The following is a 25418-nucleotide window of genomic DNA, read 5'->3' as shown; positions in this document are numbered from 1 at the left end:
GTGGACCGGTGTCCTTGGGTAAACGAGCGGTAGTTCTGGGGGGCAGCGTCGCGGGCATGTGTGCCGCGGGCGCGGTGGCGCCCTACTTCGACGAGGTCCTCGTGCTGGAGCGCGACATCATCCCGGCCGACGCCGTGCACCGGCGCGGCGTCCCGCAGAGCAAGCACCCTCACTTCCTGCTCAATTCCGGTCGCCGCGCGATGGGCGAGCTGTTCCCGGGGTATGAGGAGGCCCTGATCGACGCCGGCGCGCTGCACATGATGCCGTCGTTGGCGGCCGCGCACTGCGAAGGCCCGGTGTGGGTGCCGCGTAAACAAGCGCCGATGACCATGGTCTACGCGTCGCGCCTGCTCATCGAGCGCACACTGCGCGACAAGCTGGCCCTGGTGCCCAACGTCAGGGTGGAAGAAGGGGTCAACGTCGAGGGCCTGGAGACCGTGGCCGGCGGCACACCGGACGGCCGGGTCACCGGGGTGTGGGTGGTCGGCGGCGACGGCGGGCGAGACAAGCGCCTGATCGAGGCCGACTTCGTCGTCGACACCCTGGGCCGCGGTTCGGCGGTGTCGGATTGGCTGACCGCGGCCGGGTGGCCCGAGGCCCCGGTGCAGTCTCTGGACGCGGGCGTCACCTACGTGTCCCAGTGGTTCCAGAAGCCGGCGGACCTGCCGGAGCACTGGTGGTGGGCGCAGATGTCGGTGATGCCGACCTCGGACACGAAACCGCACCCGGTCGAGCACGACTTTCTCTGCCAGATCTTCCCGATCGAGGGCGACCGCGTGCTGGTCACCATGGGTTCGTGGGGCCACCCGATGCCCCGCAAGGAAGACGAATTCCGCGAGACCGTGCACAAGGTGCGCGCGCCGGCGTTCGGCCGCGCCGTCGACCTGTGCGAGCCCATCTCCAAGGTGTTCGTCACCAAATCGACCGGCAACAAGCGCCGCCGCTACGACGCGTTGGAGAATCCGCCGGCCGGGCTCGTCGTCGTCGGCGACGCGGTATGTGGGTTCAACCCGTTCTACGCCCAGGGGATGAGTTCGGCCTCGAAGTCGGCGGTGCTGCTGCGCGACAAACTGGCCGCGGCCACCACCGTCGACGGTGCGTTCACCAAGGACTACTTCGCCGCGCAACGCCGCTTGCTCGACGACATCTGGACGCTGGCGCTGGCCCGCGACCAGGGATATGAGAACGCCGAGGGCACCGATATCGCGCCCCGGTGGCGGCAGCGGCTCGCCAACCGGCTCAGCTGGCCGATCTTCAACCACATCTCGGCCACCACCCGCGAGGACGACGTCGTCGCCCAGCACTTCGCCGACGTCTTCAACCTGGACGAATCGGTGACCACGATGGTGAAGAGCCCACGCGTGCTCGCCGGCCTCGCCTGGTTCGCGGTGAAACGCGCCCTGGGGCGCACCAAACTGCCGCTCGGCACCGACCTCCGGCAGGACCCGCCATCTCACATCTGGCGCGACGGGAAACCGCACCCGGCCGGCCGGGCACTCGTCATCCCGCAGGGCACGCCCCGTGACGAGTTCGCCCTCGTCTCGGTCGCGGCCGGAAAGTAGGGGACATGGCAGTCTGCACACCGGGCGACGTCCCGTCCGTCATCACCGGCTACCTCGGCTTCCACTGCGAGACCGCCAATCCGGTGGTCACCGTGCGCAACCCGGCCGACCTCGCGAACTGGACGCTGCCGGTCCTGGAGGTCACCATCATCCTGGGCGCGGTGCTCGCACTCGTCCACGCGATCCGCCGCTGGCGCCGCGACGGCGACCCGACGAATCTGGCGATCTGGATCGCCTCGCTGGTCTACCTGTTCGTGATCGAGCCACCGCTCTACTTCCCGAACTGGTTCCACGCCGAAGAGGCGATGGGTTTCATGTTCTCCCACAACGTCTTCACGGTGAACCTCATGTTCGACCGGTTGCCGTTGTACATCGTCGCGTTCTACCCGGCGCTGAGCCAGCTCGCCTACGAGATCGTGCGAGCATGGGGCTTCTTCGACGGGTCGAAACGCTCGGCGCTACGCGGGTCGCTCGTCGTAGCGCTGGTGTTCCAGGTGTTCTACGAGATCTTCGACCAGCTCGGACCGCAACTGAAGTGGTGGGCCTGGAACATCGACGCGCCGTTCTACCGCGAAACAGTCCGGCAACTCCAGGCCCAGGGCGCGCATGTGGACAAACTGGGCAACCCGGCGGCGGTGCCCACGCTCGCATCCGTGCCGTGGGGCAGTGTGTGGTTGTTCGCCACCGTCTCGTTCGCCGTGCTGATCTATCTCGCGGTGCGGTTGGTGCGCAATCCCACGGCCGAGGGACGCGCCCCGCGCGGCGGGTCGCTCGTCTGGCGGATCATCGTGGCCGGCGTCGTCGCGGTCATCAGTATGCCGATACTGTCGATCCCGACCGCGGTGTTCGGCCGGGACGAGAACGCCAACCACGACGCGCAGACCGTCGTCTACTGGCTCGAGATGGCCCTGGTCTGGGGTATCGGCCTGGCGCTCCTCTTCGCGCAGTGGCGACGCCTGCGGGCGCAACCGGAGCTCGGTGCGGGCGACGCGCGCACCGCGCTGCCCTTCCTGGTCGTGTTCCCGCCGTTGTTCCTGGTGGTGCACCTGGTGCTGTGGCTCACCGCGCTGCCCGCCTTCCTCGACGCGAAAGATGGTGTGACCGCGGACAATACGCCGACCGGCAGCCTGCCCTATGTGATCGTGTGCTTCGTCGTGGCGACGAGTGTGCTGGTGGCAGCGATCACGCGCGCGCGGCGGGCCGCCCGGTCCGGCGAGCGGCTCCCGGTAACCGGTTCACCCGCGGCGACCGGCTGAAGCCGTATGAGAGCATGGGCTCATGAGGACTCGAGGGTGGCAAGGAGACCTACCCCGGGACTCCGATGAGGCCAAGGCCAGGATTCTGAGCGCCGCGGCGACCTGCGTGGAACGCTTCGGCGCTCAGAAGACCCGGTTGGCCGACGTCGCGGCCGAGCTGGGCGTGACCAGGCAAACCGTCTATCGCTACTACTCGTCGGTGGACGAAATGCTCGTGGCGGTCGCCAACGCCGGTGCCGCCGCCTTCCTCGACCGGATGAAGACCGACCTCGCCCACGTCCGCACACCGACCGACGCGATCACCGAAACCATCATCTACTGCCTGCGGGTGTTGCCCGACGAACCCGCGATCGGATTGATGGTGCGCGCCGGGCAAACCGACCTCTTCACGCGCGAGGCCACCTCCGCCGGCGCCGTCGAACTCGGCGTGCAGATGCTGCGCCGACTCGATGTCGACTGGGAGGCACACGGTTTCGACGACGACGCGATGCCGGGGCTGGCCGAGATGGTGATGCGCGTGTGGCTCAGCTTCCTGCAATACCCAGGCAACCCACCCCGATCCGACGACGATCTGCGCGAGTTCATCCGCCGATGGGTCTGCCCCCCCGTATTGTCCGCCGGTCGCGCCTGAGCAGAGGTTCCCGACCGCGCGGGTGAGCGCAGTACGGGGCCAGAGGTCTACTCTCCGAACACATCCCAGCGATTTCTCCGGACTGTGTTAAGGAGCCACGACGCCCCGCAGATGCCGGAGCGCCTACTTGGAATGACTTGGGCGCGGGAGCCATGCGGGCCCACCTGGCGCACCATCGCCGCCGGCTAGAGCAGTGGACGACCGCCCGCGCGGCCATCCTCGACCGCAGCAACATCACCATCGCCCGGCGCTCGAGCATTACCCCCGAGTCCGACCGAGCGCATCACCGCCTGAAAGGGTGTTCGCCTACGAGGGGTTCATGACTCCGATCCGAAGTCGAGATCGGTTGGACCGAAAAGGCATTGGAGCTCGAAGAGAACTGTTACCCGAGCGCGGCGGGGGAGCCTGACAAGGCGGATCATCGCACGACGACGCGCACCCGGCCCAAGTTCTGTACCCGCGCGAAGGAGGTTTGGGGATCTTCGCCGCGCGTCGTGGTGACCCGTAATTCCGGAAAGTATGTGCCGGGCGTGGGGTAGGTCGAGCGCCGCGTCACCACGACCGTTTCACCGGGCGGCCCGGACAACGGCGCGGGCACGAAGTCACCCGTTCCGGTGTTGTTCCATTCGATGCCGGTGATTTTTCCCGCGTCGGGTGGCAGGTGTCGACGGTGATGCGTTGGGCGGAGTCGAGGGTGAGGGCGTAGCCGAGGCGTACGTGTTCGGTGACGTAGTCGGCGGGCAGCTGTGTTGTGCCAGCGTTTCCGTTGGTGCGGTGGGTGGCGGTGAGGCTGGCGTCGGGGTGGACGGTGGTGATGGTCCAGCGGTAGCCGTTGCGGACCCAGTCGCTTTCGCCGAGGCGCAGATGCGGGTTGTTGCGTCGGGTGCAGATCACGTCCCCGACCGAGGCGGCAAGCCCGTCGGCGAGGACGACCTCCGGTCCGGGGTCGGCGGTGGTTCGGGCGAGGCGGTCGGTGCGGGCGCGGCTGTTGAGGTCGGTGACGATGTCGTGGGTGGTGGCGAGCATGAGGGTGTTTCGGCCGTGGTGGTGGTCGGCGAACCACGCGGTGTAGGCCTTGTCATCCTCCGTGTTCAAGTGCACTTGAACACCCACCCGCCCGGATGTGTCACCGGTGACCGGAAACGGTGCGCGAGGGGGGATTTCGTCGCCCCGCTGCGCTACGGCTGGACCGGTCGCGCGTATGAGCGCATCTTATCGGAGATGCTTCCAACGGGTTTGGACAGTAGCAGATCTGGGGTGCTTCGTGGGATCGCGCCGTGTGTCGGACGGTTCAGGTTGAGGTCGGAGCAGGTGAGGGCAGTCTCTGGGGCCCGGGGTCTCTCCGATAGCGCACCGGATGCTGTCGATCAAGGGCGCGGTCGCCCCAGTTCGAACGGGTGATGATCCGTGAACGCCAGCGTGCGGGCATCGCTAAGACCAAAGTCCGCGGCGTCTACACCGGCCGCAAACCCGCCCTCACCCCCCGCCCGCGCAGCCGAACTCCGCGCCTGTGCCGCCAGCGGCGAAGCGAAAACTGTGCTGGCCGAGGAATTCGGCATCAGCCGTGACACCGTCTACACGCGAATATCGTGCGCGGCCCCGACTGGGCCACTATACCGTCAGCGACGACTACGGCTACATCGGCAAAATCGCCTGCCAGGCCAAGGCCAGCGGTGGCCGGGGCCGGTGGCAGGCCTTCGACGAAAACAACCACCTCATCAGCACGAGAACATGGAACACCCTCAACGAGGCAGTCGTCGGGCTGATCGGCGACTACCTCGATCGCGAACAACGCCGAACACACAGTAGAGGGTGAAAACGCCAACACCACAACGTCCCAGCTGTGATCGACGTTTCGGTGCCCTCTTAGGCGCCGCATACCTCGGCTGTATATGATCTTGTTCGCACTACTGAAACGTCCTTTCGGGGTGCACACCCGGTCCTGTTATCTCTTGGCGGAGAGGGGCGCCGGGCTACTTTTTTGCCGGGGTGGATCGCCGAGGTTGCCTGATATCCCCCGGGCCGAACGCGGCACGGATGGAATCCGCTCCGGCAGTTCCGATCCGCCGGCCTCTCGGCCGATTGCCCGATAGCAGTAGCTATCTGGCAACAACTTCCGCGTCCACCCGTATGGCCCCCGACTCTCTATGGCCGAGGGAAGATGACGAAATTGCATCTTTCCACCCTGGAGTGAAAAGTAGATGTAGCATCCTTCTTGCACGGTTTTACGTTGAGGGGATGCCATCATGGCTGTTCGGTTCAAGCTCGGTACGTACTCGCCCATCGACGGTACGGAGCCGATGGGACGGGAGTGGGTCGGCTGGTTCCCGCGGATGACCGAGGAAGAAGCGTGGGAATCCGGCCGCGGCACATGGAAGGCCAACCCCGAGCGGCTCGGACGAGAGAAGTTCGCGCTGATCACCGGCGGCGGGACCGTCCTCGCGATCGGAGAGATCGACGAGGTCGTGCCCTACGACGACCGGTTTGCCGTCCAGGGTCCACTGCTCACGAAGGGCCACCCGGTCTACGACGCCTGGATCGGCCAGCCCGACCCGGCGGCGAACAACTCCCAGAACCCTGTCGGCTACATCGACCTGCCCGAAGAAGCCGAATTCCGAAAGCGCCTCTGCGCCTGCGACTGTGGCGGCTACTCCACCCGCGACTTCCTGCCCGGCCACGACTTGCGCGCCATCCAGGACCGGGTCCGCCGCTACGCTGGCGGCTCGGTACTCACCTTCATCAAATGGATCGACGACACCGCCCACGCCGCTGGCGTGCCCCTGCTGCCGAACGACGACGCAGCCTGACAGTCGCGTGCGCGTCCTCGCGATCTGTTCTGTGTCGGCGCGTGGTCGGTTCGTCGGCCACGCGCGTCGGCGGGTCCAGATTCTGAGACCGCCGGATCTGCGGATTCAGTGAGCTTCAGCCGTTCTCGGCGCCTTATCTCTGAACCAGGGTTTCAAGACATGGAATAACTCAGTGTCGGCATCGGCCCAGGTTGGGCAAGGTTGTGGATATGGGTCTGGAAACGGTGTTCGTGCTCATCTCCGGCCCGGAGGGCAAGAATGAAATCGCTGCCGTCCTGACGGCCTTGTTCGGTGTTGAGCCTCTGAGCACCAACGGCAATGTGGATCGGGAATTCAGTCTGGGGCAGGTCGCGTGGTTGGTCATCGAGGGCGAAGGCTGGGATCCGTGGGATCCGAGCTCGCCGTACGCGGTGTACGAGTGGGACATCCTGGTCGACGGCGGACCCTCGACATCTGACGAACACCTCGGTCGGTGGGGCTTCGACGTTCTGACGCAGTCGACTTCGTGGCCGCTGGCGTACTGCACCGACCACATATCAGCAGTACGATCCGTCCAGCAGCTATGACCATCGACACCCGCGCATCTCCCGACCGGATCGTTGACCACATCGGGGATTCCGACACGTTTCTCCGACACTCATGCGAGCGGGGTGATCATGTCTACGATTCTCAACACCTACTCACTCGGTAGGCGATGAGGTCGTCACCACGACGGGAGGCCAATCATCGGGTTCGACTCTGGGTGGCTTTCGAGAGAGGTCTACAGACCAATCGAAGATCGGTGCAGGCGGTCCCCACCGTTTCGGGTCGGCAAAAGAGACATGATTGCCGGCGAAGTCCACGTTCTCGAACGAAGTAGATCGTGAGAACGTCACGTGGTGGAACCAGGCGTCGCCGGAGAACGCCGCGTTGTGGAACTGGGCGACGCTGGCGAACGTCGCATCGGTGAACCGGGCGTCGCCGGAGAACGTCGCGCCGTCGAACCGGCCGGTGCCGGAGAACGTTGCGCACCTAAACCAGGTGTTGCGGGAGAACGTCGTGCGGCTGAACCGGGCGTCGTCGGAGAATCTGGCGTCGTCGAACGCGGCGTCGCCGGAGAATCTGGCGTCGTCGAACCAGGCGTCGCCGGAGAACGTCGCGTTGTCGAACACGGCGTAGTCGGAGAATCTGGCGTCGTCGAACCTGGCATCCTCGGAGAACTTCGTGCGGCCGAACCGGGCGGCGCCGGAGAACGCCGCGCCAGTGAACCAGGCGGTGCGGGAAAACGCCGCGCCGTCGAACTGGGCGTCGCTGGAAAACGTCGCCCCGTCGAACTGGGCGGTGAGAGAGAACTTCGTGCGGCCGAACTGGGCCTCGCCGGAGAACATCGCCTTGTCGAACAAGGTGGTGCCGGAGAACGTCGCGCCGTCGAACTGGGCGTCGCCGGAGAACGCTGCGCCACCGAACCAGGCGTCGCCGGAGAACACCACGCTGTCGAACCGGGCGTCGCCGGAGAATCTGGCATCAACGAACTGGGCGTCGCCGGAGAACGTCGCGCCGTCGAACTGGGCGGCACCGGAGAACATCGCCTTGTCGAACAAGGTGGTGCCGGAGAACGTCGCGCCATCGAACTGGGCCTCGCCGGAGAACGCCGTCGCGGTTAGATCGATATCTTCGAGGTAGGCGGTGCGGAAGTCGAAATTGTTTGCTGACCATCTATTTTCGGCGTTCGAGCGGAGATGAGCGGCGATGACTCGGACAATGGTCTTGCGTACTTCACTGTCGTTTTGCCGGTATTCGAGGTGGCGTTCCTGGTCGTCGGCGTGGGTTCCGTCGGCGGTGGCACGGTGGTGTTTGACGACTAGCTTGCTTTGGTGGCTGCGGCCGAGTTCGGGTTCGTAGGGCAGGCGCAGGTAGCCGCACAGTACGTCGATGCACTGCTGGCGGTGCAGTCCGTCGGATTCGTCGGCGACGCCGGCCATCGCGTATACCCCCGCGATGCGCACAGCGACATCGCTGGCGCCGAGTTGCGCGGCGGCGGCGCCGAACCGCTCGACGAAACGATTCTGTTCGAGGTCGCGCTGGCGCCGGTAGGCGATCACTAGCGCGACCACGCCGCCTACGCCGCCCACCACGGTGAAGGCGAGTTTGGTGACATCGATCGGGTTGCCCCCGGCCCGAGCCGGATGGAACACCGCGATCAGCACCATCTCGGCGGCTGCGGCAATCGCGGCACCGGTGACGACAGCCAAGGCCACCGCCACCGGCAAACGCATTCGGCGCGACCGCCGCGAGACCGCGGTGAACCTGCGCCCCATCCGCACCGTAGCGGCGCGCACCTGCTTACTCACTGCACAATTCTTACCGAAATGCCTGTCTCATAGGCGGTTTCGAAGGGCTGGCCTCAGATTCCGCCCCCTTATCAGAGGTCAGAGCCCGCGCCGCCACTTCGTCTGGGCGTGGGCGATATCGAGAGCAGAATCTGAGATCTCCGGACCTGCCGGTTCAGTGGACCTCGCCGCCCGACCTCGGCTGTCTTGAATCCAAGGATTCAAGACAGCTCATACGCGTCGCCCGAAGCGGGTGGAAAGAAAAGTGGCGCTGCTGGAGCGCCTAACCTTCGATCGCAGCCTTTTCAAAGCCCGGTGGCGCCGGGTGTTCTTGGTCGGCTGGGACATCAGGCTGAGTCGAACCGCGGCGCTCTCCGACAGCAGCTGCATTCCTTCGGCCAGGTTTCTGCGGTGCTTGTCAGCGACGGTCTTGACACGCGCGATCTTCTCGGCGTCCGCGACACGGTTCTGCAGCCACTCGAAGACGCGTTCGGACGCGTACAGCATGTCATGCAAGGTGTTGACGACGACGTGACCGTAGGGCCCGATGTCGCGGGCGAGTTGTTCCTTGTCGGCGTGCGTGAAACTGCTCGCGGCACGGAAACTCGGTGCCAGCCGAGTCAGGATCGGTGAGATGTCGGGGCTGTCGTGCATGCCTGCCAGCAGCTCCAACGTGGCTTTCGCATACGTATCGGCCACCATCAGCGCTTGCTCAGCGGTCTGGCGGTCCAAACGCTCACGCGCCCTTCTACTTCCGGTCTTGTTCGCCACCGAACATCCCCTGCCGCCAGCCTGCGGTCCTACGAGGGTGTGGATGGCGTGACCTGACGCCAAACCGTCGCGGGCGCGACCAACCTAACCTGGCCTGACGCTTTTTGACTGGTTGGAGGATTACCGAGTCCTCGCAGGGGTTACTGGGTCCAGCCGCGGCGGTTCATGCGTTCGAAGTAGGCGTCGTCGGCGGCTTGTATCTCGTCTTCGGTCATTGGACGGCGTGGCTGTGGTTGCGGGTCTGGTGTGCCGAGTGTTTCGCGGATGGTTTTCAGCCCGGAGGCGACTCGGTCGTCGGTTGTGAAGGGGCGCAGGGCTGCTGCTGCTTTTTGGCGTGCGTCGTTTTCTGCTTGGGCTGCGGCTTGCAGGATCAGCTGCGCGAGTTGAGTGCCGAGCCGCGCCGTGTCGCGGGGCAGTGTGAGGTCACGCAGGTGTCCGGCGGAGTCGACGGTGGCGATAATGGTGCCGTTGGCTGCGGTGCCGGTGCCGGTGATCTTCGCGAGTTCCGCCTTCACCTGGGCGGTTTTGGTCTTCATCTCCTCGATCGTGGCGTCGAGGTCGGGTTCCTCACTCATTGATCAGATCCGCGAACTCGGCCCGGATCTCTGGCTTGTTCCGAGTTTCGGCGATGAAGTGCAGCGGGCTTTTGAGCCCGAAGTAGGTTTCGATGGTTTCGCGTGTGGGATCGGCACCGTGGGCTCGGAGCACACGGATTGTCTCGACGGGGTTGCCGCGTTTGGCGACTGCTGCCCAGTAGATTGCGGGCATTCCCTTGTCGGTCAGCGCGTCGATGTCGGCGCCGGCCGCGAGTAGACGCGCGACGACGTCGGGGGCGCCGGCGTTGGCGGCGAAGTGCAGCGGTGTCCAGCCTTGGCTGTCGGGGAGGTTGACGTCTTCTGTGTCGAGGAGGCGTTCGACCTCGGGCAGGTTCGCGTCGCGGGCGGCGTAGTGCAGTGGGGTGCGGCCGAATTCGTCGAGCTGGGTCATCTATTTCTGCTCCCGTCGGTGGCTGCGGTTACCGGTTTGGTCCTCGATGTGGAAGTAGTCGGGGTGGCTGTTGACGTAGTCGTTGAACTGTTGCTGGTCCATGTTCTGTTTCTGCGCTTCTTCCAGCAGCCTGCGATGCTCGAAGCCGCTGTTGTGACCGTATTCCCAATTCGGGTTCACCGGATACCGCGCGCCGTTGGCCGCATCGACGTAGTACTTGCCATCCGGAGTCTTCGGCAGATCGGTGACACCAGGCTTGTTGGCATAGGACTTGTCGATGGGCACCTTGACGTCGGGCTCGGACTCCACGGTGTACCAGTCGTCGCTGGAATCGCCTTGACGGCGCCACTTCTCGGCCTTGGCCTCGATCGCATCGGTGGTCTCTTGCCGCAGATACGGGCGCCGCAGGTTGGCGAAGGCGGTGAACGGGCCCGGCGCGACCGCACCGTCGGCGGCGGCGAGCGCTGGGCGGGCGCGCAGCAGCGGGATCAATGCCTCGCTGCCGCGGGCGATCGCTTGGGAGACCGCGACCGGTACCCGCGCGACTTCGGCGAGGCCGATGAGGGCGCGGATCAAGGTGGCGATGCGGGCGCCGTAGATGCTGATCGCCAGCGCCATCCCACCTTGGGCGGCGACTTCGGCGCCGCCGCCGGTCAACCATGCGCCGACGAAGCCGGCGGCTTGGTCGACGGCGATGAGCGCGACCATCTCCACCAATGCTTTGACGATGGCGGTTTTGGTGGTGTGCAGCGAGTCGGCGTAGGAGTCACACGAGGTGGCGAGTTGGTCACAGGTGCCGGCCAGGGATTCGAATTGTCCTTTGACGAGATCGTGCTGTTCGAGTGCCTGCCCAGTTTCGGGGCTTTGCTGGGCTTCGATGTGGGATCGCGCGCCGGGCAGGGCGATGGTGGCCATCCGCAGTTTGGTCGCCATCAGCCGCCACGCTCCCGCCGCGCTGCGAAGCTTGTCGGGGTGCCCGTTCGGCCATATCTGGCCTTGCACAGCACCTTTGACCCAACTCCACCCCGTCGGTTCGGGATCGCTGCCCCCGAAGGCATTTGGCGGCTCGGGCGGGTTGTAGACCGTCAGCGATCCCGGCGGAAAGACCAGCGCGTTCGGGTCGGCGTTGGGGCCGGACTGGGAGTTGGCGTTGGCGTGGTTGGCGCCGGTGAACTGCAGTAGATCATGCATCTGTCCACACGCCAGTGCAAGGTCACCGAGAGCGTCGACGGTGTCGTAGGCGACCGGGTCGTAGTCCTTCGACCATGCCAGGCCGGCGTTGTCTGACCCGGCCGAACCGCCACACGCATTCAGGGTGGTGCACAACTCGGTGATCGCCGGAACCAGCGAGTTGCCGTGGATGTCGGCATAGGTTTGGGCTGCGGTGGTGAACCCATTGGGGTCCACCACGATTGGCGGTGGCGCCATCTACGGCCACATCCGCGTGTTGGTATCCATCACGGTCGAGTAGTTGCCGTGCGCTTTCTGGGCGATCGCCCGAAGATCGTCGAGGTTTTCGCGCATCTCCCGCACCCCGGCCGCCCATTCCTCGTGCGCGGTGCGCTGGGCAGCCGCGGCTTGGCTGTCCCACGACAGGTGCAGTTCGGCGATATGACGATCGACATCCTCCAGCCACGTGTCGACGTCTGTGCCGAAGGTCCCCATCGCCGAGACGGCTTCGTCGAGCAATTCCAGATCGACCTTGAACCGGTCGTTCCGATCAGCCACACTCTTCCCCCTTTTCACATGTTCAAGCTGGACTGCTGAATGCCGCCACGGTTGGCGGCTTCCTGCGCCTCATACACATTCGCCGCGTCCGCGAGTTTGAACGACGACTCGTCCAAAGCCTCGATCACTGTCTCGGCGCCCTTCTTCCACTCGGTCCACGACCCGTCGTAACCGGACGCAGCGCTACCGGTCCAGCCTTCAGCTAACAGACGCTTGCCCACCGTGTCGTCGAGCGTCTTGAGCCGTTCCCGCATCGCCTGGGCTTTGTCGGCAACGAACCTGGATGCTTCACGCAGCTTCGCTGGGTCCACCCGCATCTGCTCGGCCAAAATCCCCCCTTCACAGGTGCTTTCGAATCCCGACATGCACTATATGACGCGGGCAACCGGAAGCGAGCGGAGGAGTGGTCATACCGGTCCCTATTACTTCACGAAGCAGAGGCAGTCACCGCCCCAATGAGGGTGCTCTGCGATGGAGAGGAGAGCCTGGCAGCTGGTGCAGGTGGGTTCATCAACTGCTCCGGAACGCCCGGAGTCGGCGGAGTTATTCGGTGGAACGGGAATGCTCGCGGCGATCATGGATGGGACGATGACCGATACGACGGGCCCCGTGACAAAATCTGACTGGCCCGACGTCCCAGTGGCGCGGTTCGCGCTGCAATCGCGCGTGTGGTCGATGCTGGCGTGCTTGAGGTCGAAACCCAGTCCCGTGGTTTCAGACATGGCGTTGCGGTCCGATAGCGCATGCGGCAATGGCGATGAAATTCGTACCGAAGTCAGCCGGCGAATAGTGAAACTGCTTGGAACACATTGCGTTTTCTGGAATAGCGATGCATCCTGGGGTGCAACTTCTGCGTCCCGATTGAGGCTAGACTGCCTCTCCGGCACCCGCTCTATCCATCGTTTGTGGTTTAGCTACCTTCGGCAACTGGTTCGCTTCACAAGGTATGAATTCGACAGATACCAGGCAGGAACGCGCCTGATGCCTCAGAAGGCTGTCCAGGAGCAGCTCTCTCCCTCTGCGTCACACTGGCCGGAACTCCTAAGTCCTACAGGTGGTTTAGGTAGACAGACCTCCGAACTGGGCATCGACAGCGGCCCCACGCTGTCTGTGCCCGAGCTTGGCGACTGTTCAGCAGCACGGCGAACAGTGGAGCAACAAGGTAACGTGGTCAGTCGATTTCGGTCATCTCCGGATCGGAGGTCAGTAGCAGCACGGAGTCGACCTCGCCGGTCTCGGCGTAGCGCAGCTGTTTCTGCACCCGCTCCGACAGCCACCAGCACACCGCCCTGACCTTTACTCAGACGCGGTGCAGCTCGTCGTAGTAGGCCCGGAACTCGATCTCGCTCACGCGTGCAATCTTGGCGTGAATCACGCTGACACACAGCACTTCTCGGTAGTAGCATGCCGTGGGCGCGAGCTCAGCGCACTGGGACCGATCCCGCTGGAGGGGAAATGCGGATTTTGCCTGTTGTGAAGCCGACCTCGGAGCAGTTGCAGCTTCTCCTCGACACGAAACCTGGTGTCTTTGTCATCAAGGGGGCCGCTGGCAGCGGCAAAACGACAACGGCTCTTATGCGGTTGAGGCACCTTTGCGCATGGTGGCTGAAGCGCAGGGAGCGACTGGGATTGGCACGTCCTGTGCGAGTGCTCGTACTCACCTACAACCGTACTTTGCAGGGCTACATTGCGGAGTTGGCCGCCGACCAAGTGCAGGCAGATGCTCATCTGCAACTCGAAGTCACGACTTTCGGCAAGTTCGCTGTGGACCTTGTCGGTGGCCCGGACGATAGGGAAGCAAACAACATTCTACAGCGGCTGATTGCGCAATTCGGAATGCCCGATGATTTCCTCGACGACGAGATCCAGTATGTGCTTGGAAGGTTCGAACAAGCACGCTTGGAGGAGTACGTCACAGCCCAACGGGACGGCCGCGGCGTTTCGCCGCGAATGGAGGGAGCAACCCGGCGTCGGCTACTTGACGAGGTGATCTACCCCTATATTCAGGCGAAGAAGGTTGACGGGCTGCGGGACTGGAACGACGTCGCGATTGAGGCTGGCGACTCACCAGCGGAGCCATGGGACGTGGTGATTGTGGATGAGGCACAGGACTTCTCAGCCAACCAGGTTCGGACGATCCTCAAGCATGTGCCAGACGATCACTCCGTCACGTTCGTGCTAGATGCGGCGCAGCGCATCTATCCAAGATCCTTCACCTGGAAAGAGGCTGGAATCCCGTATGTCACTAGTCGTACCCTGAAGAAGAACCACCGTAACACCAAGCAGATCGCTGCATTGGCGCGCAGCCTCGTCGACGGTATGTCGGTCGGCGACGATGGCATTCTGCCCGACTTCGATGCGGCAACAGTGACGGGAGCGTTGCCCAGCATGCTCGTTGGCAAGTTCAGCGATCAAATGGATTGGGTGGTCAAGAATGTGCTCGATACCGCCGACCTGACCGATGAGTCGGTTGTCTTTCTACATCCGCGAGGCGGAGGTTGGTTCGACTACGTGAAGAGCAGGCTCCGAGACGCAAGCTTCCCTTATGTCCAGCTCACCCGAGCCAGCGAGTGGCCCGGCGGCGCGGAAACCGTTGCCCTCTGCACGATCCACTCAGCTAAAGGGCTTGAGTTCGACCACGTCGTGATTCTGGGGCTTAACCAAGAGGTGACGCCTCACGGTGACGGTGCCGATGATGCCGGCCTCGACAACCTGCGTAGGCTGTTAGCCATGGGGGTCGGACGTGCGCGTAAGACGGTTACGATCGGGTACAAGGCAGACGAGGCATCTACTCTGATCGGGCTGATAGACCCGTCCACATATCGGAGGGTCGACCTGTGAATCGCGAGATCATGGACTTTGTCCAGGCCCGGGGTATCACTGAAGTTGTCCATTTCACCACCAATCACGGCTTGCTCGGTGTGTTCGCATCCCAAGCGGTGCTGAGCCGAGACCAACTAAATGCGGATCAATACCTGGAAAACATCCGCAAGGTCAACTGCGCCTCAAGAAAAGATCCGGAGTGGACTGATTACGTCAACATGTCAATCTCGGTGGCGAATAAGAGGATGCTGACAACCTCGCAGGGGTGGCACGGCGTCGAAGACGTCTGGTGGGCAGTGCTCTCGTTTTCGGCTGAGGTTCTTGCAGACGAAGGGGTCTGGTTCACGACAACGAACAACACCTACGCAACCACCGTTCGGCGAGGGCAAGGACTCGCTGGACTCCAAGATCTGTACAGTGAGCCGATCCCGTGGGGATACTACGGTGCCGAAAGTTGGCGCCGCGGGCTGCCCGACCACCGACCTACGAACGATCAGGCAGAGGTTTTGTATCCAAGGTCGGTACCCATCGGTAAGCTGCGGGCAATCTATGTGCCCAAGGAGGAGCATTTGGAAGATATAGAGGGTTGGGTTGCTGCCATCCCTTCGGTTCCTCACGTCCCGGTTATGTGTCGACCAGAGGTTTTCTTGAATGGCTGAGCCTGGAGTCCGCCCCGCACGCGTGAAGTCGTCGATGCTGTGGTCAGCTTGGGCGGACGCTTTGGGCTGGATTTCCGAGCTCACAACCCCCGCAAACCTGAGACGGCGTACCAAGGGCCGTGACCTAACGGAACCTTTCGGCTGGCATCGCCAAATCGGTGGACGAATGGGCGTTCGCGTAAGCCTGCCGGAAGGCTGCTATTCCGACGACACGCAGCTGCGTCTGGCCACGGCGAGATCGATCTCAAGCTCTGGATTCGACGTCGAAGCTTTTGCGCGGGTAGAACTCCCCGTCTGGCAGGCATATGCCTTGGGAGGTGGTCGAGCCAGCAAGGCTGCCGCAAACGCCATGAGCAAGCACAGCGCCAACTGGGCTACAAACTTCTACAAAGGCTGGGAATCGGCAGGCGGAAACGGTGCGGCAATGCGCATTCAGCCCCATGTATACGCCGCTGCAAATCTGATGTCATTCCGTCATCTCGACGATGTCATCAAGAACTCAATCGTAACACACGGCCATCCCAATGGTATTGCTGGTGCCGTATTTCATGCAGTAACACTCACTTTCGCTCTTGAATTCGGCAGCATCCCGGAACCGAATGAATGGCCCAAGCTCCTGGGTGTTATTCGCGATGCTGTCGGTGTATTCTATAATACTCCCGAACTGGCAGCTTATTGGATGCCTCAGTGGGAGAGCGTATCTGGCGAAGAATTCAGGACGGCGTGGCATCGAGCTGTCGATGATATTCAGCGGCTTCTAGATTACTGCATTGAACCCTATTATTCTCTCAAGTCTGCAGGCGGAAATTTCGGTGTAGCCAAAAAAGCCTATGAGCCCCTCGTGGCGGCTTTGGGCCTGGATCAGGAGCAAACGCGAGGCAGCGGCGTAGCCACTGCAATCGCGGGACTGGTGCTGGCTTCGGCGTATCCCGAGCGCCCGGCACAGGCTGCTCGCCTCGCAGCATCCCGCCTCGCAACAGACACCGACACCATTGCGACTATGGCGGCGGCGCTTGTGGGAGCGGTGAGTCCAACGGAACTACCGTCGCCGCTGTTGGATGCTGAATATATCTCCGATGAAGCCGAGCGGTTGGCCCGTATTTCGGAGGACGAGCCGGTCAAGGCTTTTCCCTATCCAGACTTGTTGCGATGGGCACCTCCCAAAACGGGGCTCGACAGCGTCGGGATCGCGGATGGAGGTCTGGCGGTCGCAGGGTTGGGCTGGGTGCAGCCAGTCGGCGATTCGTACAGCTCCGGAGCTGGAAATTGGCAATGGATGAAGTCAACGTTCGGGCCCACCATGCTGCTGAAGCATCGCTCAGAGCCGCCTGCTCTACCTCAAGGGAACTGGCCAAACGACCGGCGGTTGCGGCAACAGGTTCGTAGCCAGGGTGTGAGCGAAAGCAAAGGTAGCTCAAGCGCACGTATCTCTACGGACTTCGCTCAGCTCGCCATAGGCGATAGCGACGGTGGGCAATCGAAACCGACGGACCCTCGTATCGAACTGGAAGTAATTCTGAATTGGCTTAAGAAGCGGCAGTATGTCGATCGCGACCTGGGCTATGCATTTCGTCGCGTAGTCGAAAGTGGCACGGACGAGCAACTTTCGCAATTCACCCGAGAGGTAGCCCGCGCGCTACGTCCATCGAAGGAGCAATAGGCCGGCGGACCAAGGGCATCGACTGTGCAGGATCTGTAGAGCTTCGACGCTGTTTGGGCCGACGCGCGGCCCGGGGCTCCTAACTGAAAGGCACGTCATGGGCAGGATTGAGTACTACAACGATCCCGCGGCGCCGAAGCCGAATTAACTGGTTGTGGCGTGCAATCTGCTTGGCACTGACGACCAGGGAGCCATCCTGCTGCAACGTCGCCGCGACACCGGCCAGTGGGCACTGCCCGGTGGCGCTATGGACGTCGGCGAGACCGCGGCGGACTGCGCCATCCGGGAGTGCCAGGAGGAAACAGGCATCACGGCTGAGATCACGGGATTTCTTGGCGTGTATAGCAATCCGAATCACATCGTCGCCTATACCGATGGCGAAGTCCGCCAGCAGTACGAGAACACCTACATCGGCCGGCCGATCTCCGGTGAACCGACGATCAACGATGAAGCAGACGGCGTGGCCTTCGTCGCGCCAGCGGACCTGGACGAGTACGACATCCACCCCAGGATGCGTCAGCAGATCGGTGACTTTCTTTCAGGCTGCTACCCCTACCTTGGCTGAGCCGCCAATCGGCGCTCGACACGATCCACAGTCGCCAGAATCTCGGGCTCCGGACGCTGGATAACACGCTATGCCTTTGATATCCGATCCGAGCTGGCATGCCGGCGAACATCGCCTCTTGGAAAAATGTCGATGCCCGAAACTGCGGTGATAGTTCCGAGCGCCGAGCTGATCGGGATTCGATCGTATCGCAGCGCCAGGGCTGGACCGGTCGCGTCAGCGAGCGCATCTATTGATGCTGCTTCCAGCGGGTTTGGGACGGTAGTAGGTCTCGTGTACGTATGCGGTTGAGGTGTGTCGGCTCGGAGCCGCTGAGGCCAACCGGCGTACGAAGCGTGTGAGACGTGGTGACCGCCGACACCAGGATTATCGGTCGACGCTACAGGCGGGCGCGGACTGCTGTCGCAGGCCCATGCCCTCAGGAGGGTACATCGAGCATCGGAACGGGGATGAACTGCGGTTTCCGGGTGGTAGTTGCTGGTCGAAGCCAAATATCCCCGTAGATCGGTGGTGTGGGTGTCCGGGTCGGCGGGTTGCTGTCGAGTAGGACGGTAGGTGATGGTGGCGGCCGGGTCTGTGTGGTTCTACTCGGTAGCGGGTTCGGGTGAAGGGCCGCGAAGTGTCGGGCGCGGTGGTCTGTCTCGCTGTGTTCAGGGCTTCTAAATTCGTGTGGCGTGGAGTGGACCAGCTAGCGGGAACCTTGTACAGCGATTGGGCAGGGGCATTTTGCGGTAGTCGGAGGGCGTTCCGTCCTCGGCGGCGGTGTCTTGGCGAGGAACTATGGGACGTCGTAGCAGTCCATCGTCGAAGCGCGGTGAAGTTCGTCATCGGGCCCATGCCGCGGCCACCGCAGTCCGGCTGAGGAACTATGAGCCCTATGCTCGCTGTTCGGCGAAGTTGTCGGTGGCCCGCTTAACATGATGAGCAGGTCGAGAAGTGATGCCGCATCCGCGGTGTCCGAACAACAGGAGGGGGAGGCATGGCAACGTCGAGCCTGGTGGCTCTGCGGAAGGCTTGCGTTCCACGGGATGACGTACTCGAAGGCGGGTTGGCGGACAACCACTTCGCAGCGCAATTGGACAAGGTGGTCCGGGAGCCGGAGCACTATCCGGTCTACGGCGATGCGGAGGCATTCTTCGCGCAGACTTACCCCACGAGCGGTCTGAAGACGCTGCTTACCAAGACCTTTGGCCGTCTCAGTGGAGCGAAGGGGATCGCTGGGGAAAACGGGGTGCTCCGCCCGACCACTTCATTCGGTGGCGGAAAGACCCACGGCCTGACAGCCGTCTACCACCTTGCCACAGGTGCGCGACCCTCCAACATCGCCGAGTTCCTCGACCCGAACCTGCTTCCTGACGGTCCGGTCCAGGTCGCAGCCCTAGTCGGCGATGTCCTCGACCCCACGAATGGACTTGAGACCAATGGCCATCGCACCTACACAATGTGGGGTGAGATGGCAGCCCAGATCGGTGAAGACGCCTTCGCAGTGATGGGGGCGAACGATGCCCAACGCACTGCTCCGGGCACAGCCACGATCAAAGCAGCATTCGGCGGCAAGCCGACGGTAGTCATCATCGACGAGGTCGCCAAGCACCTTCGGGCGGTGACTTCCTCCGGCAGTGAAGACGTACGCCGCATGGCCGGCGCGATTCCTGTCTTCCTCGGTAACCTCTTCGAGGTTGCCTCCGACCCCACCAACAAGGTCTCGGTGATCATTACCCTGGCAGCGACCACCAACGCTTTCGGGGCGGAAACCACCGAGATCAGCGAGCTGACCGGTGAAGAGAAGGAGAAGGTCGACGCCGCCAACACGGCCTCTGTCAAGGCAGCTCAGGAAACGGGTGACTTGATGACCCGCGCGGTGCAGCCGAGCGCGGTGATTAAGCCAGCCAATGACAACGAGATTGGCGAAATTCTCAAGAAGCGCCTCTTCGTGTCTGTGGATGAGGGCGCTGCCAAGGCGGCAGGGGAGGCGTACCGGGATTTCTACGAAAAGCTTGGTAAGACTGAGCAGCTCGCCGGCGGAGCCGAGCACCCTGCTACCTATGCAGACCTAGTCACCAAGACGTACCCATTCCACCCCGAGCTAGTCCGGGTCCTCGATAAGCGCCTGGGCAATATTACTGATTTTCAGCGCGCCCGCGGCGCGCTGAAGCTTCTGGCCGAGGTCGTGGCGAACATCTACGCCACCAGCGATGACGCAGCGGTCATCAACGTCGGCGACATCGACTATTCCAACGAGCCGGTCCTCAACCACCTCACCGATGGCCTCGGCCGCGCTGAGTATGCGAGTGTGGCCAAGGGCGACTTCGCCTCCAAAACCTCCCACGCAGCTGCCGTCGATGCTGATGTCTTTCCTGGCAAGCCTGCGTACGCCACCCGTGTGGCCCGTACCGTGTTCACCCACTCTCTGGAGATGGTCGCCACGGCCGGGGCGGGTCGCAACGATTGGCTGGTTGGCACCTTGCGCCCCGGTGAGGACGCCAACATCTTCGATAAGGCGTTGACCGAGTCGGAGAAGGTTTTCTGGCATCTGTCCTACGACGGCTCTCGGTGGCGTTTCAATATCGAGCCCAATGTCAACGCCATAATTGAGACGGAGAAACGGAATGTCGCCAACACCACGGTCGCCGCGGAAGTACGCAGCCTGATAACGAAGGCGTTCGCGAACGACGGTGGTGTCACCGCGATCCATTTCCCGTCAGGCCCCGCCGAGATTCCAGACAAGGGCACGCTACGGATGGTCGTGCTTGACCACGATGCCGTAGCCGTTGACCAGCGCCACGCAAACCAGCCGCCGACGCAGATTGTGGAGATGCTCGACAAGGTCGGCTCGGTTGGCACGCCCCGCACATACCGCAACTCCTTGGTTTTCGCGATCGCCGACGCCGAGCAGATCCACGTACTTAAGGACCGGGCACGCTCGCTGATCGCCTCCAATAATCTCGCGTCCGACACCCATCGGCTAGGCCAGTTCAGCGAGGAGGTCCGCAGAAAGGTCGAGGCGTACGACAAGGAGGCCCGCCTCCAGGCGCGCATCGCCGTCACCCGGTGTTTCAAGCACATCTACTACCCGGCCGATGAGAAGGCCACTGGCTACCTGCGTCACCGTGAGCTCCCCGCCCAGGCCCAGGGTGACCCAAAGAATGCCACCTCCGCAGTCATCACCCTGCTGACGGACGAGGGCAAAATCCGCACCAGCGAATTCACGTCATCGTTCCTGCGCACCCGTACCTGGGCCAACAAGGAGGCCACGAGCACCGCCTCCATCGCCGATTACTTCTGGTCTGACCACAAGGTCCCCATCGTCCGTAATATCTCCCTGCTGCGCGACGCGATCGTCAACGGCGTCAACCACGACAACTGGGTCTACTACGACTCCGCCAAGGGGAAGGCTTACACGGCAAACAACCAGGCCGGCATGTCGATTGCATTCAGTGCCGACACCGAAGTCATGACCATGATCGAGGCGCAGAAGCGTGGCCTGCTGGTGCGTAAACCCACCCAGACCGACATCCGCTCGGTGCTCACCGGGGACCAGCTGACCGGTTCTGAACTCCGCGCCCGCCTGGAGGTTACGTGCGGTGGCGAGCCCTCCAAGACCGAGGTTCTCGAGCTGCTGGCCACCGCCGTGCAGTCCAGCGAGTACCGCTGGATCGTGGTCACTGACACCGAGCCCGCCGCGGGCGTCCGGGCGCTCTCACCATCGGCGATCAAGGACAAGGGCCTCGACACCCTCCACATCCTGCCTCGTGAGACCGCCGACGCAATCGGCGTCGAGATCCCCACCCGCACAGCCACTTCTAAAACCTTTACTGCGAACGGTGCCGGTGGAGTTGCCATGCAGATTCTGATCGACGCCGTCTCCGACTACACGATTCGCACCATTTCGACCCTCACTTTGAAGGTGAGTGCGGATGCTGCGTCTGGCACCAGTGACCTCGACCTCGCCGTTGCCTGTCTCGGCATGCTGCAGAAGCAGACAATCTCCGTCCGCTCCACCATCCGTGCCGAGTACAAAGGACTGACCGGAGGCGGCATACAGTTCCAAGGCACCGCCGAGCGCGCCGACTTCCAAATGGTGTATGGCCACGCAAAGAAGGCGCTCACCGCCGCCACGAAGGTGGTCGGTGATGTCACCCTCACGTTCCGGTTCGACCCGGCACTCGACGTCGATGACCCCCAGTTCCTGCATATCCACGATGTAATCAAGAAGCTCGGCATGAAGAACACAACGATGACGGCCGAGGTGACCAAATAACCATGCCCGAACTCATGACGGTCCCGAGTCGACGGCTCGCTGCCGTCGATGGCGTCCGCGGGTTTCGTCTCACCGTGAAGCCCGGCTCCGGAGAGACCTACGGCCTCACAATTGAGGAGACTTACGGTGAGGCCACCGCGGCCCTAACCGCGACCGTCGTTACCCTTACTCCGCGGCAGACGGGCCGGGTCATGGACGCCCTGTTCGCTGCCGTGAAGCGGTCGGGCTACCAGTCCAGCGTACTGACCTTCACCCGCAAAGTGCCCATACGGCTCACCGAACCGGACGGCGTACGTCTGGCACTGATTCTTTTGGCCACCCAACCCATCGCGAAGCATGAGCGCGTTCGAGCTCTTGTCGCCGGCGTCAACGCCATGAGCACCGAGGAGACCTACTACTGGTATTCGAAGTGCGTCGGAGTTGACGCCAGTCGCGCCCGTAAAGCCCTCCGTATCCTCCTCTCTGACGACTGAAAGGACCCGAACCTGAGCAGCACTAAGCCGCGCGTTCTCATCGAGGACTGGCTCCCCGTCGCCGAGCTCGGCATCGAGTCCCGCCGCGAACGCGGCGCCGCCTCAGCGCTTCCACCACTCTCCTTCCTCCATATCTGGTGGGCCCGGCGCCCCCTCGTTGCCTCTGCAGCCGTCGTTCTTGCAGGCGTGCTTCCCGCATGGTCCGAGGAGCTCGCCAAGTCGTTTCCTGATGCCGTCGAACTCCGGGATGAGGCGGCCTACCGCCGCTGGTTACTCCATCTCGTCGGCATCTGGGGTGATCCGGTCACGGCCCGCCGCCTTTATGACGTCGCTGTTGCAACAGGCCAGCGGATTCCCAACCCGTACACCTACAGACAGGCATTCCGGAACGCGATCCCGCGCAAGGACATCGACCTGCTCCATGCCGTGTTGGTCCACACGTGGGGCAAGCTCCCCCTGATCGTGGACCCGACCGCCGGTGGCGGGTCGATTCCGTGGTCCGCCAGCCGACTCGGCCTTCCGGTCGTTGCCAACGATCTGAACGGCGTGGCCGCGAGCGTGCTCAAAGCAGGCGTCGAGATCCCGGCGACCCGCGGGGTCGATCTTCTTCCGGACCTTAAGAAGTGGGGTGGCATCCTCGTCCAGCGCGTCGAGGGACGCCTCAAGGAATACTTCCCACACGGCAGGGCTGAGACAGTCGCCACCTATCTGTACGCCAACGCCATCCCCTGCCCTCGTACCGGTCGCCTCGTCCCGCTCTTGCCTGATAAGTGGCTCCGCAAGACCGCAGGCAAGGAAGCAGCCGTCCGGTTGCTCACCCAGTGCGATGGCGTTGACCTGGTCGAGCCGATCTTCGAGGTTGCCCTCGGTAGAGAGATCGACAAGACCGATGCTTCCACTGGTACCACCGCTCGGGGCAAGGCCATCTCTCCATACGACAACCTCGTCATCGACGGCGACTACATAAAGAAGGCCGCACAGTCCGACCAGATGAGACAGGTCCTCTACGCAGTGGCCATCCGCAAGCCTTCTGGCGAACGTACTTTCCGGGCACCCAACCAGATGGACCTCGACGCCATTGCTGCCGCCGAGGCGGAGCTTGAAGAGGTGAAGCTGCTATGGCAGGTGACGGACATTTTGCCGTCTGAAGAAATCCCGGCAGAAGCCAATTATGACCGCGGTCACCGTATGTATGGCATCAACTCCTGGCTCGACTTCTTCACTCCGCGTCAAGCCTTGGTGCACGGGGTCTTCAGCGAAGAGTTCGCACGCATCGTGCCTGAGGTCCAGGAGTCGCTCGGCGGGTCGGCCGATGCCATCCTCTTTGAGCTTGCACTGATGCAGGGCAAGGCGCTCAATTGGAACTCTCGGGCCTCCACCTGGGACGTTTCGCGCCAGAAGATGCGTAGCGTCTTCGAGAAGCACAACTTCTCCTTCAAGTGGACGTTCGCCGAGTTCGAAGGTGCCACCGCGCTTTACTCATGGGCGCTGGACCAGCTACTCGACGCCTACGGCGGCATTGCTCGGTTGCTCGACGAGACTGGAAAAACCGACGACAACCTCGACGACCGGCTGACGAGGAACGTGTCCGTCCTGCAAGGGAGCGCCGCAAGGCTTGATCTTGAGGATGGCTCAGCGATCCACATATGCATGGACCCGCCGTACTACGACAATGTCATGTACGCCGAGCTGGCTGACTACTTCTACGTCTGGGAGAAACGCACTCTGGGGCGCCTAGCCCCTGATTATTTCCACGACGACCTGACTGACAAGCAAAACGAGGCGGTGGCTAACCCGGCGCGCTTCGCGGCGATGGGCGGGCGGCGCAAGGAACTTGCCGACGTCGACTATGAGGCGAAGATGACAAGCATCTTCGAGGAGTCACTTCGAGTCCTCGCCGATGACGGCATATTGTCGGTGATGTTCACTCACAAGCGAGCCGAGGCGTGGGACACCCTTGGAATGGGCTTGATGCAGGCAGGTTTCACGATCGAAACATCATGGCCGGTCAACACCGAGTCAGAGGTGTCACTGCACCAGGCGAACGTGAACTCGGCGGCGTCCACAATCATGCTGGTCTGTCGCAAGCGAGATGATCGAGACGGTGACGTCAAGGTGTATCTCGATGACATCGAACAGGACATCCGACGCGCAGCTCGAGAGGCGGCAACCCAGTTCCAGCACGACGGCATCGAGGGCGTGGACCTGCTGTTGTCGACATACGGCCCGACGCTCTCGGTGATTTCGCGGAGCTGGCCGGTCTTTTCCTCGACCCCGGGCGAGGATGGCCGCGACAAGTTGTTGCGGCCGGAGGAAGCCCTCGCCCTAGCGCGCGAGGAGATCGTTGGCCTGCGCCGCTCCCGCCTGGTCGGTATGGCGGCGAAGGTCGACACGCTTACCGACTTTGTGCTGCTGGCCTGGGACACCTTCGCCGCCCGTGAGTTCCCGTTCGACACTGCCCGCCTATTAGCGCTTGCCGTTGGCGGTCTCGACATCGACGAGCTTGAGCGGGCCAAGGTGGTCGCTAAGTCCTCGGGCAAGGTCACCCTGCTTACTCCGAGTGAGCGTGTGCGCCGAGGTGGCGACTCCGACGCTCCGGGCGTGCGGCCCGAGGCTGAGTCGTTCGACTACATCATCGACGCGGTCGACACGACCCTGTATATCGCAGAGCACGACGGCATGCCGGCCGCGAAGCGATTCCTCGATAAGCACGACTACGTCAACGATGCCGGGTTCATCTCCACTCTGCAGGGGCTGGTGAACGCAATGCCGCGCACCAAAGTCAAGGGCGAGTGGATCGTGCCCGAGGCCGGTCGACTTGACACACTGTGCACGCTCTACTTCTCTGACGTGACCCTGCCGGAAGTCAACGACGTGGCCACGCTGGTCGAGGACAAGCTCGACACGCTCTTTGAGTTGGAGTGAG

21 protein-coding genes are annotated in these 25418 nt (G+C 63.0%); 13 read left to right on the top strand and 8 right to left on the bottom strand.

Going from position 1 to position 25418, the window contains the following annotated elements; genetic code table 11:
- Positions 1–56: 56 nt before the first annotated feature.
- Genes NK1_RS03960 through NK1_RS03950 form a run of 3 tightly spaced genes read left to right on the top strand, consistent with a single transcriptional unit; the run spans position 57 to position 3449 of the window.
- Positions 57–1562 carry an NAD(P)/FAD-dependent oxidoreductase gene (locus NK1_RS03960; protein ID WP_245660334.1) on the top strand — a complete coding sequence of 502 codons (1506 nt, stop codon included), beginning with the start codon at positions 57–59 and terminating at the stop codon, positions 1560–1562.
- A gap of 5 nt (positions 1563–1567) precedes the next feature.
- A complete protein-coding gene (locus NK1_RS03955) occupies positions 1568–2818 on the top strand; it encodes a hypothetical protein (RefSeq protein WP_063007195.1) in 1251 nt (416 codons plus the stop codon).
- Between the two features lie 22 nt (positions 2819–2840).
- Positions 2841–3449, top strand: a complete 609-nt coding sequence (locus tag NK1_RS03950) for a TetR/AcrR family transcriptional regulator (RefSeq protein ID WP_063007194.1) — start codon at positions 2841–2843, stop codon at positions 3447–3449.
- A gap of 552 nt (positions 3450–4001) precedes the next feature.
- On the opposite strand, the gene NK1_RS03945 is transcribed toward NK1_RS03950, so the two are convergent.
- Complete coding sequence (locus NK1_RS03945) at positions 4002–4550, bottom strand: hypothetical protein (RefSeq protein ID WP_063007193.1); 549 nt, start codon at positions 4548–4550, stop codon at positions 4002–4004.
- Positions 4551–5013: 463 nt separating this feature from the next.
- On the opposite strand from NK1_RS03945, the gene NK1_RS03940 reads away from it, so the two are divergent.
- The 3 genes from NK1_RS03940 (at position 5014) to NK1_RS03930 (ending at position 6822) form a co-directional block, all read left to right on the top strand.
- Positions 5014–5265: a hypothetical protein gene (locus NK1_RS03940; protein ID WP_063007192.1), complete on the top strand. Its 252-nt coding sequence runs from the start codon at positions 5014–5016 to the stop codon at positions 5263–5265.
- A gap of 430 nt (positions 5266–5695) precedes the next feature.
- Positions 5696–6256: a hypothetical protein gene (locus tag NK1_RS03935; RefSeq protein WP_063007191.1), complete on the top strand. Its 561-nt coding sequence runs from the start codon at positions 5696–5698 to the stop codon at positions 6254–6256.
- A 209-nt stretch (positions 6257–6465) separates the two neighbouring features.
- Positions 6466–6822, top strand: a complete 357-nt coding sequence (locus NK1_RS03930; RefSeq protein ID WP_063007190.1) for a hypothetical protein — start codon at positions 6466–6468, stop codon at positions 6820–6822.
- Between the two features lie 114 nt (positions 6823–6936).
- Here NK1_RS03930 and NK1_RS03925 read toward each other — a convergent pair whose 3' ends face one another.
- The 7 genes from NK1_RS03925 to NK1_RS03895 all read right to left on the bottom strand — a co-directional run bounded on the left by NK1_RS03925 (position 6937) and on the right by NK1_RS03895 (position 12380).
- The gene (locus NK1_RS03925; RefSeq protein ID WP_063007189.1) at positions 6937–8586 is read right to left on the bottom strand and encodes a pentapeptide repeat-containing protein; all 1650 of its coding nucleotides are present in this window, start codon (positions 8584–8586) and stop codon (positions 6937–6939) included.
- 210 nt (positions 8587–8796) lie between these two features.
- On the bottom strand, positions 8797–9336 hold the full coding sequence (locus NK1_RS03920; protein WP_157104063.1) for a hypothetical protein: 540 nt from the start codon (positions 9334–9336) through the stop codon (positions 8797–8799).
- A 140-nt stretch (positions 9337–9476) separates the two neighbouring features.
- Positions 9477–9911, bottom strand: coding sequence for a YbaB/EbfC family nucleoid-associated protein (locus NK1_RS03915; RefSeq protein ID WP_063007187.1), 435 nt, complete (start codon positions 9909–9911; stop codon positions 9477–9479).
- Positions 9904–10323 carry an ankyrin repeat domain-containing protein gene (locus tag NK1_RS03910; RefSeq protein ID WP_063007186.1) on the bottom strand — a complete coding sequence of 140 codons (420 nt, stop codon included), beginning with the start codon at positions 10321–10323 and terminating at the stop codon, positions 9904–9906. Before NK1_RS03910 ends, NK1_RS03915 begins: the two co-directional genes overlap by 8 nt.
- Positions 10324–11751: a WXG100-like domain-containing protein gene (locus NK1_RS03905; protein WP_063007185.1), complete on the bottom strand. Its 1428-nt coding sequence runs from the start codon at positions 11749–11751 to the stop codon at positions 10324–10326.
- Positions 11752–12051: a WXG100 family type VII secretion target gene (locus NK1_RS03900; protein WP_063007184.1), complete on the bottom strand. Its 300-nt coding sequence runs from the start codon at positions 12049–12051 to the stop codon at positions 11752–11754.
- Between the two features lie 14 nt (positions 12052–12065).
- The gene (locus tag NK1_RS03895) at positions 12066–12380 is read right to left on the bottom strand and encodes a WXG100 family type VII secretion target (RefSeq protein WP_063007183.1); all 315 of its coding nucleotides are present in this window, start codon (positions 12378–12380) and stop codon (positions 12066–12068) included.
- 1126 nt (positions 12381–13506) lie between these two features.
- Between NK1_RS03895 and NK1_RS03890 the strand changes: the two genes are divergently transcribed.
- The 7 genes from NK1_RS03890 (at position 13507) to NK1_RS03865 (ending at position 25417) form a co-directional block, all read left to right on the top strand.
- Positions 13507–14892, top strand: coding sequence for a 3'-5' exonuclease (locus NK1_RS03890; RefSeq protein ID WP_063007182.1), 1386 nt, complete (start codon positions 13507–13509; stop codon positions 14890–14892).
- On the top strand, positions 14889–15533 hold the full coding sequence (locus NK1_RS33445) for a DarT ssDNA thymidine ADP-ribosyltransferase family protein (protein ID WP_084460561.1): 645 nt from the start codon (positions 14889–14891) through the stop codon (positions 15531–15533). Before NK1_RS03890 ends, NK1_RS33445 begins: the two co-directional genes overlap by 4 nt.
- Positions 15526–17193: an ADP-ribosylglycohydrolase family protein gene (locus tag NK1_RS33440; protein ID WP_084460560.1), complete on the top strand. Its 1668-nt coding sequence runs from the start codon at positions 15526–15528 to the stop codon at positions 17191–17193. The genes NK1_RS33445 and NK1_RS33440 overlap by 8 nt, the downstream gene beginning before the upstream one ends.
- Before the next feature lie 154 nt (positions 17194–17347).
- A complete protein-coding gene (locus NK1_RS03880; protein ID WP_245660333.1) occupies positions 17348–17758 on the top strand; it encodes an NUDIX hydrolase in 411 nt (136 codons plus the stop codon).
- A gap of 979 nt (positions 17759–18737) precedes the next feature.
- On the top strand, positions 18738–22019 hold the full coding sequence (locus NK1_RS03875; protein WP_063007180.1) for an ATP-binding protein: 3282 nt from the start codon (positions 18738–18740) through the stop codon (positions 22017–22019).
- Between the two features lie 2 nt (positions 22020–22021).
- Positions 22022–22492, top strand: coding sequence for a DUF7680 family protein (locus NK1_RS03870; RefSeq protein ID WP_063007179.1), 471 nt, complete (start codon positions 22022–22024; stop codon positions 22490–22492).
- A 12-nt stretch (positions 22493–22504) separates the two neighbouring features.
- Entirely contained in the window at positions 22505–25417 is a 2913-nt protein-coding gene (locus tag NK1_RS03865; protein WP_084460559.1) for a DUF1156 domain-containing protein, read from the top strand.
- Position 25418: the final 1 nt, after the last annotated feature.

Source organism: Nocardia kruczakiae NBRC 101016, assembly GCF_001612965.1.
GTDB classification, from domain to species: Bacteria; Actinomycetota; Actinomycetes; order Mycobacteriales; family Mycobacteriaceae; genus Nocardia; species Nocardia kruczakiae.
This window is presented reverse-complemented; position numbering and strand designations above follow the sequence as displayed.